Annotated in this window: 12 protein-coding genes; 2 read left to right on the top strand and 10 right to left on the bottom strand. The window is 42.8% G+C overall.

Annotation, left to right across the window (positions count from 1 at the left end):
• The first annotated feature begins 166 nt into the window (after window positions 1–166).
• Together NBH14_RS27740 and NBH14_RS27735 are read left to right on the top strand one after the other, a co-directional pair.
• Window positions 167–856 carry an SIR2 family NAD-dependent protein deacylase gene (locus tag NBH14_RS27740; protein ID WP_186958493.1) on the top strand — a complete coding sequence of 230 codons (690 nt, stop codon included), beginning with the start codon at window positions 167–169 and terminating at the stop codon, window positions 854–856.
• 16 nt (window positions 857–872) lie between these two features.
• Window positions 873–1,292, top strand: a complete 420-nt coding sequence (locus NBH14_RS27735; protein ID WP_186958494.1) for a putative quinol monooxygenase — start codon at window positions 873–875, stop codon at window positions 1,290–1,292.
• 36 nt (window positions 1,293–1,328) lie between these two features.
• On the opposite strand, the gene NBH14_RS27730 is transcribed toward NBH14_RS27735, so the two are convergent.
• The 10 genes from NBH14_RS27730 to NBH14_RS27685 form a co-directional block, all read right to left on the bottom strand.
• Window positions 1,329–2,330, bottom strand: a complete 1,002-nt coding sequence (locus NBH14_RS27730) for a metallophosphoesterase family protein (protein ID WP_186958495.1) — start codon at window positions 2,328–2,330, stop codon at window positions 1,329–1,331.
• 71 nt (window positions 2,331–2,401) lie between these two features.
• Window positions 2,402–3,364 (bottom strand): metallophosphoesterase family protein, encoded by a 963-nt coding sequence (locus NBH14_RS27725; RefSeq protein WP_186958496.1) that lies wholly within the window; start codon window positions 3,362–3,364, stop codon window positions 2,402–2,404.
• A 21-nt stretch (window positions 3,365–3,385) separates the two neighbouring features.
• Window positions 3,386–4,489, bottom strand: a complete 1,104-nt coding sequence (locus tag NBH14_RS27720; protein ID WP_186958497.1) for an SGNH/GDSL hydrolase family protein — start codon at window positions 4,487–4,489, stop codon at window positions 3,386–3,388.
• A 104-nt stretch (window positions 4,490–4,593) separates the two neighbouring features.
• A complete protein-coding gene (locus NBH14_RS27715) occupies window positions 4,594–6,390 on the bottom strand; it encodes a RagB/SusD family nutrient uptake outer membrane protein (RefSeq protein ID WP_186958498.1) in 1,797 nt (598 codons plus the stop codon).
• A gap of 26 nt (window positions 6,391–6,416) precedes the next feature.
• Entirely contained in the window at window positions 6,417–9,824 is a 3,408-nt protein-coding gene (locus NBH14_RS27710) for a TonB-dependent receptor (protein ID WP_186958499.1), read from the bottom strand.
• Between the two features lie 258 nt (window positions 9,825–10,082).
• Window positions 10,083–11,048, bottom strand: coding sequence for a FecR family protein (locus tag NBH14_RS27705; RefSeq protein ID WP_186958500.1), 966 nt, complete (start codon window positions 11,046–11,048; stop codon window positions 10,083–10,085).
• Between the two features lie 48 nt (window positions 11,049–11,096).
• Window positions 11,097–11,651 carry an RNA polymerase sigma factor gene (locus tag NBH14_RS27700; protein ID WP_250817966.1) on the bottom strand — a complete coding sequence of 185 codons (555 nt, stop codon included), beginning with the start codon at window positions 11,649–11,651 and terminating at the stop codon, window positions 11,097–11,099.
• Window positions 11,652–11,806: 155 nt separating this feature from the next.
• Window positions 11,807–15,268, bottom strand: coding sequence for an SUMF1/EgtB/PvdO family nonheme iron enzyme (locus NBH14_RS27695; RefSeq protein ID WP_186958501.1), 3,462 nt, complete (start codon window positions 15,266–15,268; stop codon window positions 11,807–11,809).
• A gap of 6 nt (window positions 15,269–15,274) precedes the next feature.
• A complete protein-coding gene (locus NBH14_RS27690) occupies window positions 15,275–18,160 on the bottom strand; it encodes an IolE/MocC family protein (protein WP_186958502.1) in 2,886 nt (961 codons plus the stop codon).
• 178 nt (window positions 18,161–18,338) lie between these two features.
• Window positions 18,339–18,902, bottom strand: coding sequence for an RNA polymerase sigma-70 factor (locus NBH14_RS27685; protein WP_186958503.1), 564 nt, complete (start codon window positions 18,900–18,902; stop codon window positions 18,339–18,341).
• Between the last annotated feature and the right edge of the window lie 111 nt (window positions 18,903–19,013).

Here is a 19,013-nt window from a genome sequence, read left to right as displayed (position 1 = left end):
ATCCTAGTTCCAGCAGAACTATGTAATTTATACAAATAATAACACCTCGCTTTACTCCCGAAAAAACAACCGATGCCACAAAAACACCGGGGATATTTGTTTCTAATTCATAACAATATCTCTTATTATTTACTTATCTTTGCTAAACTTAAAACACAATAGCCTTATGAAAAAGAAATTAGTCGTACTGACCGGCGCCGGCATGAGCGCCGAAAGTGGCATTTCGACCTTTCGTGACTCCGACGGTCTCTGGGAAAAATACCGGGTGGAAGATGTTGCAACCCCCGAAGGCTTTGCTGCCAACCCAGAACTGGTCCTCAACTTCTACAACCAGCGACGCAGGGAATTGCTCAACACTAAGCCCAACGCAGGACATATCGGACTGGCTGAATTGGAAAAGGACTTTGACGTTCATATCATTACACAAAATATCGATAACCTGCACGAACAGGCAGGAAGCAGCGATGTGATCCATTTGCACGGCGAACTGATGAAATCTTGTTCCGTCCGCGACCTGAATACGACTTACGACCTGTCACCCGAGAATCCGGATATCCATATCGGAGACAAAGACCCGCACGGTGTACAGCTTCGTCCGTTCATTGTCTGGTTCGGTGAAGCGGTTCCAATGATCGACCCGGCCATGCGTATGGTAGAATCATGCGACATTTTCGTCATCATCGGCACCTCCCTCAACGTCTATCCGGCTGCCGGATTACTGAATTACGTACGCCGCGGCCAACCGATCTATCTGATAGACCCGAAAGACGTAAACACATACCGGAATGATATTCACTTTATCAGAGCCGGAGCTTCGGAGGGTGTTAAACAACTTACCCAATTGTTAAAACAATAACGTTTCAATTCGACATATGAAAAATATATTACTCGTTGCTACCGTTTTAATACTTTTTATCTCATTAGCGATTCTGTTTCATATGGATAAAAATGTTACTCCGACTGAATTAACAGTACCTTCTAAAAAAACTTCTGTTAAAGACACGACGGAACTTATAGCTTATAGGATTCCAGTAAAAAAGGAATACAGCGATACTTTTTACAATGCAGCTGAAAACATGTATAAAGATACAGATTCTCTCTATTCTTTTGTCCGATTATATATTGACGATGAAAAATCAGACACAAACAATATATTTGTTTTTGAAGAGTATATAAATAAGGAGGCGTTCGAACTTCAGATGAAATCCGAACGTTATAAAGCTTTCAAAGATACTATTGCCGACATGTTATATATGTCGCTGGACAGTTGTATCAAAAGAGGCTATGAGTAAGTGTTATTATCAAACATCGGGATACATTCAAACAAATCAGAACCGCAAATCAAAATCTTTTATCCAGGGTACCAGCGGAAAAGGATACATGGTATCCGGTATTCCTATATCCGTGGGAGTCGGAGGGATAAATGAACTTTCACGTCCTTTCATCTTCAGGCTTTTTGAATCAAGTGTTACGATTGCATAAAGAGAATCTTTGTACGGAACGGTATATTTCAGAGACGGCTTTTGCTTGTTTATATCTTCGCTGAAACGTTCCGGACAGGCATACTTCTCTCCCACCCATTGGTTGGAAGCACTGTTGATCTGGATATAGGTAATGCCGTTGATCTCTTTGGTATAATTCGTATGATCGTGTCCGCTGAATGCTGCTATCACTTTCTTAAAACCGCATCGCTCATTTTCCGCCTCCAGGATTCCCCGCACCAGTTCCCTGTTCTGTACCGTATTCTCAAAACATTCATGAGAGAAAAGAATACACCGTTTATCCGTCGACACCAGGTCCTTTTTCAACCATTCGAGCTGCTCCGGGTCCAGATGTTCACGCTGGCTCGTATCGACATAGAAATTTCCATTCTTATAAGGGATATACTTCCCGTCGACAAACAGATTGTTCGGATCAAGCACAATGAAATGGAAATCCCCTTTATCAAAAGAATAGTAACGGCTCTTCATCCCGACAAATTCCATATACTCTTCCTTGGTACAAATATCCATATCATGATTACCTAAAACATGATACTTATCTCCCGGAAACTTATCCCACAAATCTCGGAAAGGAATATTAGCCTCTTTAGCAAAACAGAAGTCACCCAGCTCAATAATAAAATCGACCTTATTTTTAGCCGCAGCCTCCAAAAAGACCTGTAACCGATGTTCCCCGTCATGCATTATATCCGGATGAATATCCGATATAACACCAAACTTCAGCCGCCCGGAGCCTGATGCCTCCGTTTCAAGAGCAACTCCTTTAGCTTTTGCCGCTGCCGCAACCAGGGAGAGCATACAACATTCAAGAAAATTACGACGTTTCATATTGCTATCTTATTTAACGATGCATAAAAGTACGAATTCCCATCATATATATCTGTATTAATAAAGGTATTTTAGAGGTCAACCACCCTATCACTCACATAAGGATAAACTTTATCTGCATTCTTAAAGTCTTCCGGTTTAGGTGCCGGTGGAAGAAATTCACTCTTGACACCTTCTACGGTGATCTGATTGGAATCTAAATCTATGGTAACAAAAGCATAAAGCGCATCTTTGTATTCGATCATATGCCCGTTTGAATAATGATCGGCATCGTCTGTCCAAAAGTAGGAGGCACTATTAATTTGGAAATAATGAACACCTTCGATTTTCGAATATGCATCCACATGATTATGCCCACAAAAACAAGCTATTACCTTTTGGTTATTCTTATCATTTATCTCACGGAACAATGCACGGACTTCTTCCCTGTTAGGACAATAACCTTTGGCCACATCATCCAGTCCCTGATGAGAGAAAAGAACTATCGGTTTGTCTGTTTTAGCCAAATCAGTCTTCAGCCATTCCAACTCTTCCGGTGATATCAGATCACGGTCTACCCCCCACTTGGCACGAAAATAATTACCATGGTCAAAATCAAAGAACTGTCCATCTTCACGCATATAGTTCAAGTCCAAAACGACAAAATGAATTCCTCCGAAATCGTAAGAATAATATTTTGCAGGCATTCCCAAAACCTTCACCATAGCATCTTTAGGAGTATGATCCATGTCATGGTTACCGAGAACGCTGTATCTCTTCCCGGGAAATTGTTCCCACACTTTCCGGATCGTATCGAAGTCTTCTCCGTGGGATAAATCTCCCAATTGAATAATAAAGTCCGGATTCCAATCCTTTGATGCATCGATAAAAGCCTGAAGCCGTCTGGGCGCATCGGATTGCAAATCCTGATGAACATCTGATATCACACCGAAACGGACCTTATGAGAGCCCGGTTCTTTTTTACAGGAAATATTTAATGCCAAACAACAAAGTCCGGCAGACATTTTAGTTATAAATTCTCTTCTGGTTACCATAATAAACAATATATTTTAAGCTTATTTGTTATTATCTTCGTGTAAAATATCTCGTATAGCTTTCTCTAAAACCTTTGCCTGTCGTTGCATGCCAACGTCTGAAGGATGAACATAATCTACCCATGCATCCGGATCAAAATCCAGTTCATCATGTGAAACATAGAAAACAGACGGTACACCTTCTGCCGTCAACGTCTCGAACGCCTTTCGGGAAGCTCTGTTCGTATGATCATAATATTCGAATTGTGTCGAATCGGTTTTGGCGTTACTATAACCGGCATGTTCAACAAGCAGGATCGGAGTTTTATCTTTCTGGCGAAGTTGTTTAACAGCACTAACGACATGCGTATAGATCGTTTCATAATCGTCATCCGGAAAATTAGGCATACAATCCAGAATATACAACCGGGCATTCAGTTCACCGATAAAGCCCAATACATTTTCTTCCAGTTTACCATTACCGGAAAAGCCAAGATTAATAACCGGACAATTCAATGAACGCTGTAAAATATTAGTCCAGGCCATCCCCGGACGGGAAGCACAAGCTCCCTGTGCGATAGATGTGCCATACACTACAATGGAAGGTTCTTCAGATGCAGGGACAAACTCAACACTTTCATCTTCCGCCACACCGATTTCCATCCATTTCACCCCGTTGTAAAGAGGAAGAAGCAGCTTGTATTCGAAACCTTTCTTCCGACCAGAGTGCTTTTTCATGTGATTATATGAATAGACTACCGTATCGGCAAAAGCATAATTCCCGAAACAAAAATCCCAGGAATGATTGTCATCCATACGATAAAGATCAATACCGGAAACGCCCGTTGCCGGCATATGAGGCATAGCGAAACCGCCTGTTACCTGATATCGGATTTTAATCTGCGGAGCATTACAGAAGAAATGTATCGACAATCCGGCAGACTCCCGGGAAAGATTCCAAACTTCCTTTCTCACAACATCTTTCGCCCGATCAGGCAACCGATGGTATGAGTTCCCTATCTCATGGATAAAACCCTGGTTCTGTATAACAGGGAAACCGCAGGTAAGCGGATCAAACCATTTCCATTGTGCCACAGCAGGCAATACTGCCAGAAACGAGATTAAACAAGACAGAATATATTTCATACATATATATTTTAATAACAGAAGAAATTATTATAAACCAATGAGAATTCTATTCGCAGTCAGTCGGTACTACCAATAGAATTCTCATGAAAGCTATATGAACCTTACCATCCAGGATTTTGTCCCAACTCCGGATTCAATGTCAATTCATTCGTCGGCAGAGGTTGTAAATAATCCCTGCCCAGGTTAAAGCGATATCCATTATCCATTGCCGGATATGATTTAAAAGGATCGATATAACCGTTTTCATCTTCACCCAAAACACTCCAGGCTTCAACAAAAGCATCTGTTGTATTCGGATAATTCTCCCACTGGCTTTTTACTGCTCCTTTGGGCTTTTTACCAACCATCACTTCATCAACAACAGCCCATCTGAAAATATCGTCTCTACGGAACCCTTCGCAGGCAAATTCGACTTTACGTTCCCTGCGGATTTCATTCAACAGCGGACTGATATTTTTAAACTCCCAATTCGGATCAGTTACGATATTATTCATATTCAACAATCCCTCGTTCATGCCGACTCTATTACGTAACGCATTAATTGTCCGGTCAATATCCATTTGTGTGATTGTCCCTAACTCCGCTTTTGCTTCCGCATAGATGAGCAGAGCCTCGGCGTAACGGAAATAAATGGTTCCAATAGTACTTTGTTGATTTATACATTCCGTATAATTTGTATTAAATCCTTTATATAATTGATATCCGGTCGGGCAACTATTAGCGATAACTCCCTCAAAACCAGGAGTAGCAAAGAAGGTATTATTGTCTGTAAAAAGTATATGCTTTCCATCATCGACAAAAATTGTCTGATTCAAACGGGGGTCACGATTCGCAACAACATTCTTCAACGTTTTATCACCCTGGTACTTGTCAGATACAGAAATAGGCTTCCCGTCCATACACAAATAAGAATCGACCAGGCTTTTGGTCAAACCTCTTCCCGCACCATAATAATAGGCACCCCAACGAGTATACTGTCCGTCATTAACAGAATATTTACGCCACAGTAAAACTTCTTTATTGGAACTATAATCTCTTTGATTGAAAAGATTTGTGTATCCGGCTTCTCCCGTGCAATCAGCCAGCTTCGTATTACCGTTCGATTCAGCCAATGTTATCAAAGCATTCGATGCCTCCGCCGCTTTTTGGATAAATTTCGTGCCATCAGAATTTACAACTTTAAACGGAGTATTTTTAATTCCATGATATTTCTCCCAGGTTCCTTCATATAAAGCAATTCTTGCCTGCAACAATAAAGCGACCTCTTTAGTGATCCTTCCCGTATATGACGGCCCTCTTTCCGGTAAATACTCTATTGCCTTATCCAAGTCAAGCATAATAGAATCGACCACCTGGTTACGAGGTAAACGTCCCTCATACAAAATATTGGACGTATTATCCAATGGCGATGTTATCCAAGGCAAATCACCAAAAGTCTTCAACTTCCCGAAATAAAAGAGCGAACGAAAGAACAAAGACTCTCCGACATAAACTTTTACCTGATCCCAGGGCGCATCCACTTTGTTGTAGTTAGCCATAAAATAATTGATATTACGCAAAGTCGCCCAGTCATTGACCGCCCAGCCGCCTCCGGAGGCCGGATTTGTAGCTTCTCCGTTCATGCGGGTATTATAATTATAGGCCACCTGTGTATCGGTCCCATTGTCGGCATCTAATCCATACGGGCCAATTGATCCCCAATCCCCATAACTATTCAACAAATCGCTCCTGTTATAAAAATTATTGGTATACAGTTCTAGGTCGTTCGCTGTTTTCCAGAAATTGGCATCACTGATATTCACGATCGGACTTCTCTCCAGAAAGTCGTCATTACACGATGAAAGTAATAAAAACAGAGAAGCTGCTATCGTATATAATTTGAATCTAAACTTATTCATATTCACATTTTCATATAGTTAAACAATCAGAATGTAATATTCATACCCAAAGACCAGGTACGCTGTAACGGATACAGTTTTCCGTCAGTAGCGGAGAATTCCGGATCAATATTATCGATCAGACTTGTAAATGTTGCCAGATTATCAACACTTGCATACACTCTTAAACGTTCAAAATTGATTTTACTGATCAACGATTTCGGGAAAGAGTATCCCAACTGCAGATTTTTAATACGCATATAAGCTGCATTCTGTAAATAGCCGGTCTGTGTCTGCGTATTCTTATTATTCTGCGAAGACAAATAATATTTGGGGAAATATCCTCCCGGATTATCTTCCGACCACCTATCGGTATGAGTGCTCAAAACAGAACTCTGCCACTGGTCGCCTACAATCCCCCAGAATATATTTGAGTTAAACCATGCATCACGTTTTGCAACACCTTGCATAAAGATTGAGAAATCAAATCCTTTATAATCGCCACTCAGAGTTATACCATATGAGAAACGGGGAGTCGTATTGCCGATCACCTTCTTATCCCCCGGATTCTCCAAGGTATTATCTCCCCAGTCAATCTTATTATCTCCGTTCAAATCTTTATAACGGATATCGCCCGGAGTCCATGTAGCATGTATTTTTTCCTGCGAAGGAGCTGATTTTATTTCTTCTTCCGACTGGAAAAATCCAACTGTTTCATACCCCCAGATATCTCCGACCTTACGTCCTTCATACCAGGTCGTATTCAATCCGGTGGGATTCGGATATTCTGTAATCTTACTCATATAGTCGCTCAATACAAAATTCACCCCATAATTAAATTCACCGACACGATCTTTCCAACCGAGAGACAGATCGAACCCTTTTGTCTCCATGGATGAATTATTTGTCTGGGGAGAATTTGCACCTATAATGGAGGGCAATACTTCTGCCGGACCGACAAAGTCTTTTGCCGAACGTTTATACCAGTCAAATGTAAAATTCAACCGATGATCCAGGAAGGTCATATCCACACCAAAGTCTATAGTAGTAGTGGTGACCCAGGTCAGGTTCGGATTAATAAGCCCCGGATAACTGACATAAGCATGTCTGCCATCAGAAAAAAGCCAGTTACTTTTTGTCGGAGCCGTTGTCGACATCGACGGATAAAATGGATAATAGCTGTCAGTAAATCCTTGGTCACCCAATGAGCCATAGGACACTCTGAACTTAAATGTATTCACATAGGTTTCTATCGGTATCCAAAAATTTTCTTTCGATAAAACCCAAGCTGCAGAAACACCGGGATAGAACTTGTATCTGACATCTTTCAGAAAACGGGAAGTCCCGTCATAACGCCCATTCAACTCTAACAGATACTTTTCCTTATAATTGTAATTGATTCGTCCGAATCCGCCACGGATAGCCAACTGGCTGGCTTTATCGCTGATAGAAGGAGATGTACCATAAGTTAAAGACAGGGAAGGTATGTCATCCGAATACAGATAAGAGTTACCGGAATATTGTTCCAGATTATCATAAAGTTCCTGAGTATATCCTACCATCGCTTTAAAATAATGATCTTTAAACTTTTTCTCATAAGAAGAGAAGAAGTTGATAACATGGTGCTGATTTTTGTTATTCGTTCTCGAAAAACTGTTAGGAGAAGTTCCGGAATACAAGGAAGTAGCTCCACTCGGATTAGTCACATATAATGTCTTTACATGGTCAGACTTATCGATATAAGCTCCGTCGAAAGTGTAATTGGCGGTAATATCCCATCCTTCCAAAGGAGTAATGACAAACTCTCCTGTCAGAATAGCCTGATCGGTCGTTGCCTTTGAGCGACCACCTTCTTCCTGCAAACGGATATCACTCGGATAAGAATAATAACCGTCCGGATTGTACAACGGTGCTGTAGGCCATTTTCTAGAGATCTGATGCAGATAGTTACCTCCGGTTTTCCCTGAATACGTATTGGGAGAATCCGTAGTTGAACGTGAATAAGATCCGCGCATATTAAAAGTAAGCCATTTCGTCAAGTTAACCGAAAGGTTAGTTCTCATGTTATAACGCTTATAGACATCATCGCCATAATTATATAAACCGTTCTTCTGGTTATATCCAAGACCTACGTAGTAATTGGTTTTATCCGTACCTCCGGAAACCCCGATATTATGCTGCTGGCTGAAAGAGAGATCTTTAAAGAATATATCAAACCAGTCATTATTACCATTACCTGTCCATGTCAGCCAATCATCCGTACCTGCTGCCGGATTTGCAATGGTCTCGTCTTTCATGATCCCGGCTTGATAGTCCTTGATGCGCTGAATGTTTTCATTAGTAAACGGCCTTGCTATACCTGCATTATCTGCTGCCTCATTATAAAGATTTGCAAAATCAAGCGAATTCAGCATATGCGGCAAGTTTATAGGTTGGGCAAATCCAAAATTATTATTATATGTTATAGTCGCTTTCGAGCTTCTTTTTCCTTTTTTCGTATTGATAATAATAACACCATAAGGGGCACTTGAGCCGTAAATAGCTGTAGAGGCAGCATCTTTCAATACGGAGATACTTTCTACATCCTCCATATTAACGGTATTGAGGTCTCCTCCCTGTATCCCATCAATTATGACTAAAGGTGATTGCGATTTCGAGACCATATTACCACTGTCATCCAAACCAAACCCGGTATATCCACGGATATTGATCGATTGTTTTCCTCCCGGAGCTCCACCGTCTGATGATGAAATATTCAAGTTGGCAACTGTCCCCTGTAAAGCTTGAGAGATATTCGTTACAGGGCGACTTTCCAGAACATCCCCTTTCAATTGGGCGACAGCACCGGTCAGATTTTCTTTCTTCATTGTTCCATATCCGACCACCACAATCTCTTCCAAATTCTGAGTGTCTTCCATCAAAACAACATCCAGTTTTGTCTTTCCGGCAACAGACAGTTCTTTGGTTTTATAACCTAAATAAGTAAAGACCAGCACTGCCTGATCATCCGGTACTTCCAGTGAGTAATTACCGTCCATATCCGTCACCGTTCCCCGGGGAGTTCCTTTTATGAGGATCGAAACGCCTAACAGAAGTTCCCCTCTGTCATCTTTTACATTTCCGGTTATCACTTTCCCCGTTTTTTTTACGGTCTGGGGTACTTTAAAAATAGTAATGTGCCGGTCGTTAATGGAAAAAGACAGGTTTGTGTTTCGCAATGCCTGGGTCAGCACCTCCTCTATATTTCCATTTTTGATATTTACTTTTGCCCTCACATGGCCGATATCACTATCCTTATAATTAAATAAAAATTCACTCTGTTCTTCTATTTCATTGAATATCTCGCTCAAAGAGACTTCTTCCATATTCATTGATAGTTCTGCATTCTGCCCGTAAGAGTCAATAGCCTGCAACTGAAAAATACATATAAATAAGATGATCAATGTGATTTTCATAAGAAGCAATAATCTTTTAACCTCTTTTGTAAAAGAGATTTCGTTGATCCATATAATTTTCATATTTTTGTAAATGAATTAAGTTAACTAATTGTCAATCCCTGCTATTTCCAGTAGCTTGAATTGACCGGTTAATTTCTCGAAACTGAACCGGCTGCTCCCTCCAAGAATGGCCGGTTTTGTTTTTTCCAAATAGTATATATGCTTATCTCTTCTGTGTTTTCATGGCTCCTTTCTTTTTATTTGTTAATACTCATGTTAATTGATCACATAGCTCTCGCCCTGTTTCTTCCATCTGAACACAAGGTTCTTCTTCATCAGGTCGAGTATCTGATCGACTGTCAGGCTTTCATCGAAAGAACCTGTTACTTTCTGATCGCCCAATGCTTCATTCGACAGGATGATCTCCACTTCATACCGCTCTTTCAGCATATCCAGGAACTCCCGGAAAGGGACCGACCTGTATTTTATCAAATGGCTCTTCCAGGCCGTAACCAGGTCCGTAGAGACATTCGTCATGTCTATTTTATTATTGGACTTATTGAAGACCAGCTGTTGGTCAGGTTTCAAGACAATCTGCTGATCCGGTGTTTCAAAACGGATCGAACCTTCAACCAGAGTCGCCGTTGTTATGTCTTCTTTCTTATAGTTCTTTACATTAAAAACAGTTCCCAATACGGATATTTTTGAACCATTCAGGTCCACCACAAAGGCTTTCTCTTTATCTTTCGTCACCGTAAAGAAACCTTCCCCATCCAAAGAGACTTCGCGGACCTGTTCTCCGTACGAACTGGAATAAGACAACTTACTGTTTTTATTCAATGATATTTCTGTTCCATCCGGCAGTTCAAATGAAGAAATGGAATTTCCCGTGATATAAGAATAATATTGCAGAGGAGCGGTAGCCTGATGCCCACCCATCCAATAACCGGCAATGCCGATAATGACAGCAACTGCGGCAGCACCGGCATATTTTATCCATAATTGTCGAACCACTCTCTTTCGCTCTGTTTTCCGGATTCTTTCCAACAGCATATTATAGGCAGCTTCCGGATTACGGAGTTTCACGCCCGCAACCTCCGCATCCCAGTATTTCTTAATTTTCAGAAAAGAATCTTTATGGGCATCAGACGAAGAAAGCCACTCTGAAAAGACAAGAATGTCTTCACAGGATGCTTCGCCTGAAAGGTTCCTTAAGATGATTTGTTCTATTTCGTGATCCATACAATTTCCAGTACTTTTTATCTAAGTACCGAAAATTGAATTTTACCCTTAATCTATATTGAAAATTTTCGCGATTTTTTTCATCGCATAGGTAAGTTGTGCCTCCAGCGTTTTGACCGATATCCCCAAATGCTCCGCTGCATCCTTGTATTTCATGCCGTCTTCACGCACCAATTTAAAAGCCAGTTTTGACTTGGTCGGTAGCTGTTCGATCGCTTCATTTAAGGTATCAATCAATTCACGGGAGATATAATCGTCTTCGGGCGTCGTTTCGGTAAAGGCAAAAAGTTCAATTGGCACTTCATCCAGGTCAACAGTCAAAGTTTTGTTATCCCGCAAATACTTCAGAACCCGAAATTTGGCTATCCGGTAAATATAGGCGTCGAAATTAGTAATTTCCACTAATTGCTTTCTATTCTCCCAAAGAGCGAAGAAAACATCAGATACCAATTCTTCTGCTATTTGGCTGGATTTTACATACATAACAAGATACCTCATTATCCGGTCGGAATAAGAGAAGTATAAAGATTTGAACGCAGGCTCAGAGCTCTTCGTTGCCAGATCTTCAAGAATAGCTTGAATATTAGTATCTCCCTTTTTCAACTTAATTAAGTTATAGCCTTTTCACTTTTCAAAAGTATACAATTTTCCTTACATTTCTATCCTACTCTCAAAGCATAGGTGTTTTACAAACGAAATAAGGGACTTTCGTCGATGAAAGTCCCTTATTTCGTTTGTAAAAGATATATGTTTTATTTTCAATCCTCAATGATCAGGCGAAGCCCTACATTATTCACTTTCTGCCAGGGCAGATAAGCACGGCGGGCTGTTGCCGTTGCATCTTTCGGACGGTCTACCCAGGAACCGCCACGGGCAACTACCTGTTTTGCTTCCAACGTTTCCTGTGACTTGTCATTATAAGGGTACGGAGCATATATCGAACGGGTCCATTCCTGTAAGTTTCCGTGCATGTTGATCAGGCCGAACGGATTTGCCTTATAGGTATATTCTTCCGTCGGGATCATCAGACCGTCGTTGACCGTTTCAACCTTCGGCATATAATTATAATACGGGAACCAGGGATTATCCTTCTCCATCGGTTGGGGATCGATACCTGTAACGGCCATCTTTTCCAACTGTACATCGGCCAGGTTCTCATACGGTCCGAAGTTTGCGTCCATAGCACCATACCAAAAAGGCTGGTCGCTACCACCACGGCAAGCCCATTCCCACTGGACTTCGGTAGGAAGCTGCACGTTCAGGCCGGTCTTTTCTGAAAGCATCCGGCAATAATTCACCGCTTCCTCATAACTTACACGAATGACCGGTTGGTTCGGTTTATTTGCCGGATAACCAGGAGTCGTATGATCTTTCCAGTGCTGTGCGTAGATACGGCTGTCGTGGTCGGGAACCAGTGCGTTATACTGCTCATTGGTCAGTTCCTTTTCAGACATCCAGAAGCCTTTCTTCACTTCTGCCTTAAATTCAGGAGCCTGATCGAGATAACCGTCATTCGTACCCATTACGAATTTACCTGCCGGAACACGGACAAAGGCGATTTTCACGCCATCGGCAACCTCTATTTCCTTGCGTAACGATTTTTCTTTCGACAACATCTTCTGAATATCGTCGGCAGACAAAGGCCAGCCCTTCATCTTTACCTCTTTATGCTTGACAGGAGCAACCTTTTCCGGCAATTCGGGTTTGATCTCTCCCTTACTTTTCAGCAAACTTGCATAATCAGCCAGTTCCTTGCGCCAGTCGGCACCGGCACCATTCGCATACTTATTGGTCAGTTCAAGGCGACGGCTATACTGTTCGTATCCATTCAACGGATCAGCATCAAATTCGCCACGTCCCGGAGCGTTCATATCGATCCACATCGTGAGATGATCCCATTCGTTATCAGTCAGTTTCACATTATAATGGCCACGTTCCAACATACGGACGATTTCGCTGGTAGAAGCATGATATTCGTAGGGAGTCATCACATACATATCCGCTTCCGGTCCCTGACGGTTTACGTACGGATGGAAGGCCAGATAACTCTTCTGGAAATAACGCGTACCGCTCCAGTCGGTTATACCAACCGAAGTCGTGTCTTTAAAGTTCGGCCGTCCGGCTTTGCTTCCGTCATGGCAAGCCACACAGGCACGGTCGAGAATCGGTTGTATCTCATATTTAAATGTATAAGAACGGACACCACCATCCGCTATCTTCAATTCATGCGGTTTGCGGGTAGATGCGGCAACCCTTTTCGGAACCGGGATCGTGTTCTGATCTTCATGGCAGCCCACACAGGATACCACTTCGCCCGGCATACCGGTCAACCAGCTACGCATCCATTGTACGGCACGTCCGTCCGCATCGAGCGGTTGGAGGGAGACAGGCGTATTGGCCGGAATCTTAAAGATAGCAGAGCCATCCTCTTCTACCGGAACGGTTCCCAGCAGACGCTTGATATCCCATCCGGCCTGGATACCGTGATTATAATGGTCGGACAGCGTTCTGCGATAAGCATATTCATAAGCATATACACGGAATGACTTGATCTGTCCGCGGGGAACGCCTCTCAGTCCTTCGCCTTCATAAATATCCTGGATAAAGACAGTCGCTTCCTTTTCATTCGGTTTGATACGGTCCGGGATTGCCGGAGGTACCGGAGTACTTTTCACCGGAACGGAATAGATCATACCGGCATCGTCGGCATTGGCAACCAATGTCAGGTTATCATAAATATCCACCAGATAGATTCCCCAACGGCTGTACGGAGACAGTTTGGCCGTTACCAGGAAAGTCTCGTCGGTCAGCGGATACGGTTTGATGAATTGCGGCCACACACCGTTTACCAGTTCATCTTTTACCTCCGGAATGATCGGACGCCCACGGAACGGCAATTCCTGTATCATACCTTTCTCTTCCTTACGACTCTTTGCCGGATCGAAAATCATCAGACGGCCGGAACGGGCAACCCCGTGGTGACCGGAGATAACACCGACAAAGCGGTTCGTCCGCTTCGGCAGCGGCTGTACGTCGAAGATACTGTTCGGGAACATGGAACCGCTACCATATAACGATTTCTGTTCGGTTCCGTCCGGATTCATATGCATCACGATACGGGAGAAATAGTGAGTCAAATCCGTATATTCCCAACGGACATACATCACCTTACCGTTTGCCATCACCACCGGATGCCAGTTCGCATCCTGGTCGAATGTCAGACGGCGCAGGTCACCGTTACTGGGATCATATAAAACCATATTACCCACTGCATCACTACCGTTTACGCAAGGTACGCCCTGATAACCGATATTGGAAATCGCCAGCATACGTCCGTCGGGCAGATAGGTCGCATCAAAGAACTCCAGGTCAGGCTCCGGAATGTTGGTTACCTGCCGGGCCTCGCCGCCTTCCAGATTGATTTCGTGCACCTGCCATCTGCGTGTCGTATCCAATGCTGTAAACATCAAGCGTTTCCCATCCCAGTTCAACACCAGGTCGGTCACGGAGGAACCCTCTACAGCCGGTTTATAAATAGTCTTTTCCTGAAGGTTTCCGCTTTTCAGGCCAGACAATTCCACCAGTTCCGCTTTAAAATTCTTACGGCTGGCAGAGCTAAGATTCGACCAGTTGTTCGGCTGGATACCCAGGCTTCCGGCTCCGACAAAATTGGCCCGTTCTCCAAGATTGAATTTAACGGTCAACATCTTATCGACATTCACATCCGGGCTCATCAGCATCAACTCGCGTTTCAGGGCCAACGCCTTATTAGCCTTGTCGAGTGCTTGTTGATCTCCGGTATAGATTCCGGCAAAACCTCTGGACAGCAGAGACTTCAATTCACTGAAACGTTTTTCAGCCAGATTTGCATCAAAACCCGAACTCTTTTTCATGATACCCAAAGCCTCCTGAATAGCTTCCGGTTTCATCCATTCCAGTTCGGCCTGTATTTCCAGTACGGAAATCAAACGACCGGCCAGACTCTTATAAGCCTGCATCTGTTCAGACGGTGTAGCCAACGATGCCGCCTTATTCAATTCAGACTGATACCAGGAGTTGTTCTTCAACTCTTTCAGCATAGCATCCAGGCCTTTCTTCGTCCTGTTCAGCTGTTCGGACGTAACTTCTTCCTTTGTCTCACAACTAGGTTGTGCAGATAACGCGCTTCCCCCCAACAGGCAGAAAGCCATACATCCTGTAATTAATAATTTCTTCCACATAGGCGATTATTTTTTAGTAACAAGTTTGTCTAATTCTTTTCCGTCCAGATATTCTTCATCCTGCGAATTATACAGGCCATCCATAATATAATGGGCATCCGGGAATACGGATAATATCTTACGTATAGTTTCTGTCTGCCCGGATTTATAAACCGGAGCATTCGTATTCCATAATTGATTGTGAATATCTTTTTGGGGGACGGAAATAAGAAGATCCTTTATATCCATCTGTTTCAACCGGGAAAGATTACCGTCCAGGTTCGCTTCATCGTTCAACAACAAAGATAAAGCCGGAGCCAAGGTAAAGTTCGGACGGTTCACCTCATTTACCAGTTTCTGCAACCCCTCTATGGTATCCGGAGTACGGGAAACGGCTTGCCGCAATACCAACCGGATATTCTTTTTCGCAGCATAATCAGACAAAACCTGGAACGATTCTTTCAGGGAAGCATAGAACTGTTCCATCGTATAATTATTCTCAATGGTCCGCTGGGTAGAAATCAGCAATTCATCAGCACCCAGTATTTCCATCTTGTCAATAACACGCATCATGATATCCATGCTCTTCTGATAGAAAGGAGGATCATTATTTACGATCCTCAAATCGGGATACAGGTTCAATCCGGAAGTCAAATCCACCGTTATTTTCAATTTCTGGCGTCCCAGCCAACCGGATTCATGCTTCAACGCTTCTTTTTCCTTATTATTCAGATAACGCCAGTCAATCACCACACGGTCATAATGTTCGAAGAAAGTCGGACGCGACAAAATCTCTTCCTTTACATCCGAGATATTGCGTAAAACAAGCGAACGCCCCGTAACATTCGGTACCGGGGTACTTTCCGGCATAACGGTTATATCCGCTTCATGATTCAACCGGACACGGAAAATGCGCACATTACCGCCGGCAATCGTATTGGAGGTATTTTTACCGAAAGAGGTATTTACAGCCACTTTAGGCGTATATCCAACGGCTTTCATTTCTGAACAGTCTGTCGGTAATTCTTTCATAGAAACGATTTTTCCGGTCTTTGTCCGGATGGAAAAGTCCTTCGGCGTCCAGTGTTCGTTGGATATCAGAACAGTATATTCGCCATTGCCTCTGGAACAGGTTACAAGACTTAGTTCCGGGTTGGTTTCGAACAGTTGTACGGAAGAGAAAATATCTCCCATCAATGCTTTCACATGGTTTAATATCGGGTAGGGTTTATCCAGCGGCATTTCTTCCTTCACCTTGACAGGAAGTTCACATTGCGGTTGTTCGGTAACACCGTAAGGTGATGCAATAACAGTAATCTTTCCTTTTCCGGCATTCAACTCGATAGCGGCCGGCAATTCGTTCGATTTTTGCAGGATTGTCGCAGATGCCGGATAAATCAGTTCTGACAAGGTATAAGGAACACGCTCATTTAACGACTGTCCTTTGTAAGTCACCGGACCTGAGCACACGGTCGTTTTGTTTCCGGCACGGACACCGGCAATTCCGTCCGGCATGTTTTTCAGTGAACCGGCAGTGATAATCAGATGCCCGCCTTCATTCACATAAGTTTCCAGTTTATCGTTGATTTCTTTTCCCGGACGAAGCTCATCGGCAATGACCAGTACCGGATACTGTTGCAAAACCCATTGCGGCGCATCACTCATCAGACAATCGGCAATATCGCCATAAGGATTAGGAGCTATAAACCCTCTTTCATCTTTATAATAGGAAGCATCCTGATAACCGGGATATAAAATATCGAGCATCCCGTCCGTCAGATAATCCGGCAACTCATACGGCAGATTCCCCCATACTTTATAAGCCTGCCTGGAATATAGATGACGCGGGAAAGACCAGCCGGAAAAGAAATCGGTCATCAAAGCAACCGGTGTGTACATCACACCCGGATCACCGTATTTATCTACCCATTTAACCGCACTCTGCTGTATCTTACCGATGGGACTCAGTTTCTTGTCGTCTATCCGCATGGACCCTTCGAAACCGACAGCCACACAATCGTACATCAAATGAGTATAGATCAACCGTTTCAGCAACCCGAGCGAGGTTCCTTTCAGCGGACCGCCACTGTTATAGTCATCATCTATGCCGGTAGCATTCGAATCGTATGTCTTATATCCCCAACGGTTCCATACGGAAGCATTTCCAAACCAGTTAACGCCATATTGCTTACCGGCTCCGCGGATAAAGGAATAATAAATCTGCGAGTTAGGCAATCCCTGGGCCGTTTCCGCCCCTATCAATGTATAAACTCCTTCTTTCAGGAAATAATGACCGAAGTTCAGGGAGACGAGAGTTGCCATTTTATTTCCCAGCTGATCGCCCATTTCCTGGAAATGACGCTGGAAGTTAAAGTATTGTTGTTTACGGTCAGCTCCCAACGGATACATTCGCGGAGCAAAACTACCGACATACCGACCGTCCTGTTCACCGTTATCCATACCCAGCCAACGGTCGCCCAGTTCTTTCTCAAAAAGATCGAGTACGCCATCGGGAATAACGAACTGCGTCCAATATCCGCCAGGTCCCGAACCCGGGATATATCCCCAAAGGTCAAACAGATACAGGTTTCTTTTCTTTATCTCGGCAACGACTTCTTTCAGATTATCCTGAAAAACCAGCGGATAGGAAACCCACAAGATATCCCCGAGCTTATCCTTATCCACCCACTGATCGAGTTTTTGTTTATAATCGCCGGAAAGGTCACGTAGTGCTATAAACTGAATTTTATCATGAAAGAAAGAAGCATCCGGCGATTTCACATGATGACGCTGATAATCGGGATGGCGGGACGGGGTCATCTGATAGGGATACAGTTTAATACTGTTCTGTGCAAACGATCGGTCAGGACCTAGTAATCCTAACAAAATAATAAGCGTAAGAATCTTTTTCATAAGTATTTATATTGTTGTTGCGTTAACAAGCCCACAACCGATAAGCCGACCACTTCTTATCGCAACAAAGATGCATTTATATTTTGATATTTTATTACTTTTCGTTCATAAAAAAGCGAATAATCTACTAAATAGATTACAATCCTATGCGAATACTGATAAATTTTCGCAAAACGAACTAATCCAGAGAAGCCGGCAAATATTCTTTCAAAACCTGGCGAAGTTGTGCCAGTGCTTTCTTCTGATACAGTTTCACCGCGTTTACAGAGACTCCCATTTCTTCCGAAATCTCCACGTAGGTCAGATTTTTATACCGACTGAGTTCAAAGACCTTTTTATATTGAGGGGGTAAATCTTTCACCGCTTTACTTACCCGTTCTATCAGTTCCTTGGAAAGGACATAATCGAGCGGGGATTCATCCAATGAAAATAATGTATTCTTTTCTGCAATATTATCATCAATTTCAATATACTCAGGTTGATTTCGTCTGAGATACGACAAACATGCATTATGAACAGCCCTGACCAAATAAGCCCGAATAGAAGTTGTAATGACCAACGTTTCCCTGTTCTCCCATAACCAACGGAAGACATCTCCGACAATCTCTTCGATTATGTGTTTTTCCGTGATGTAAGAACGTGCTTCATAGCAAAGAAAAACATAGTACTTTTTGAATAAGCATTCAAAAATTTTATGGTTTCCTTGTTGCAACTCCACTAATTCATCACGAGTATCCATCATAACACAATAAAGACATTGCTATAAACCCCAGTATCACTTTAAAAATCAACACAATACATACCACATAAAATTTTAGTAAAAATCATGTGTGACTAGAAAAAACGGTCGTTT

The organism is Parabacteroides caecihominis (assembly GCF_023656785.1).
Classification (GTDB): domain Bacteria; phylum Bacteroidota; class Bacteroidia; order Bacteroidales; family Tannerellaceae; genus Parabacteroides; species Parabacteroides segnis.
The sequence above is the reverse complement of the archived record's forward strand: the minus strand, read 5'-3'. Positions and strand labels throughout refer to the sequence as shown.

Excerpts from the sequence above, each read along its gene's own strand:
- NBH14_RS27740 (WP_186958493.1), top strand. The coding sequence starts at position 167 with ATGAAAAAGAAATTAGTCGTACTGACCGGCGCCGGCATGAGCGCCGAA.
- NBH14_RS27715 (WP_186958498.1), bottom strand. The coding sequence starts at position 6,390 with ATGAATAAGTTTAGATTCAAATTATATACGATAGCAGCTTCTCTGTTT.
- NBH14_RS27685 (WP_186958503.1), bottom strand. The coding sequence starts at position 18,902 with ATGATGGATACTCGTGATGAATTAGTGGAGTTGCAACAAGGAAACCAT.
- NBH14_RS27710 (WP_186958499.1), bottom strand. The coding sequence starts at position 9,824 with ATGAAAATCACATTGATCATCTTATTTATATGTATTTTTCAGTTGCAG.
- NBH14_RS27730 (WP_186958495.1), bottom strand. The coding sequence starts at position 2,330 with ATGAAACGTCGTAATTTTCTTGAATGTTGTATGCTCTCCCTGGTTGCG.
- NBH14_RS27720 (WP_186958497.1), bottom strand. The coding sequence starts at position 4,489 with ATGAAATATATTCTGTCTTGTTTAATCTCGTTTCTGGCAGTATTGCCT.
- NBH14_RS27690 (WP_186958502.1), bottom strand. The coding sequence starts at position 18,160 with ATGAAAAAGATTCTTACGCTTATTATTTTGTTAGGATTACTAGGTCCT.
- NBH14_RS27695 (WP_186958501.1), bottom strand. The coding sequence starts at position 15,268 with ATGTGGAAGAAATTATTAATTACAGGATGTATGGCTTTCTGCCTGTTG.
- NBH14_RS27705 (WP_186958500.1), bottom strand. The coding sequence starts at position 11,048 with ATGGATCACGAAATAGAACAAATCATCTTAAGGAACCTTTCAGGCGAA.
- NBH14_RS27725 (WP_186958496.1), bottom strand. The coding sequence starts at position 3,364 with ATGGTAACCAGAAGAGAATTTATAACTAAAATGTCTGCCGGACTTTGT.
- NBH14_RS27735 (WP_186958494.1), top strand. The coding sequence starts at position 873 with ATGAAAAATATATTACTCGTTGCTACCGTTTTAATACTTTTTATCTCA.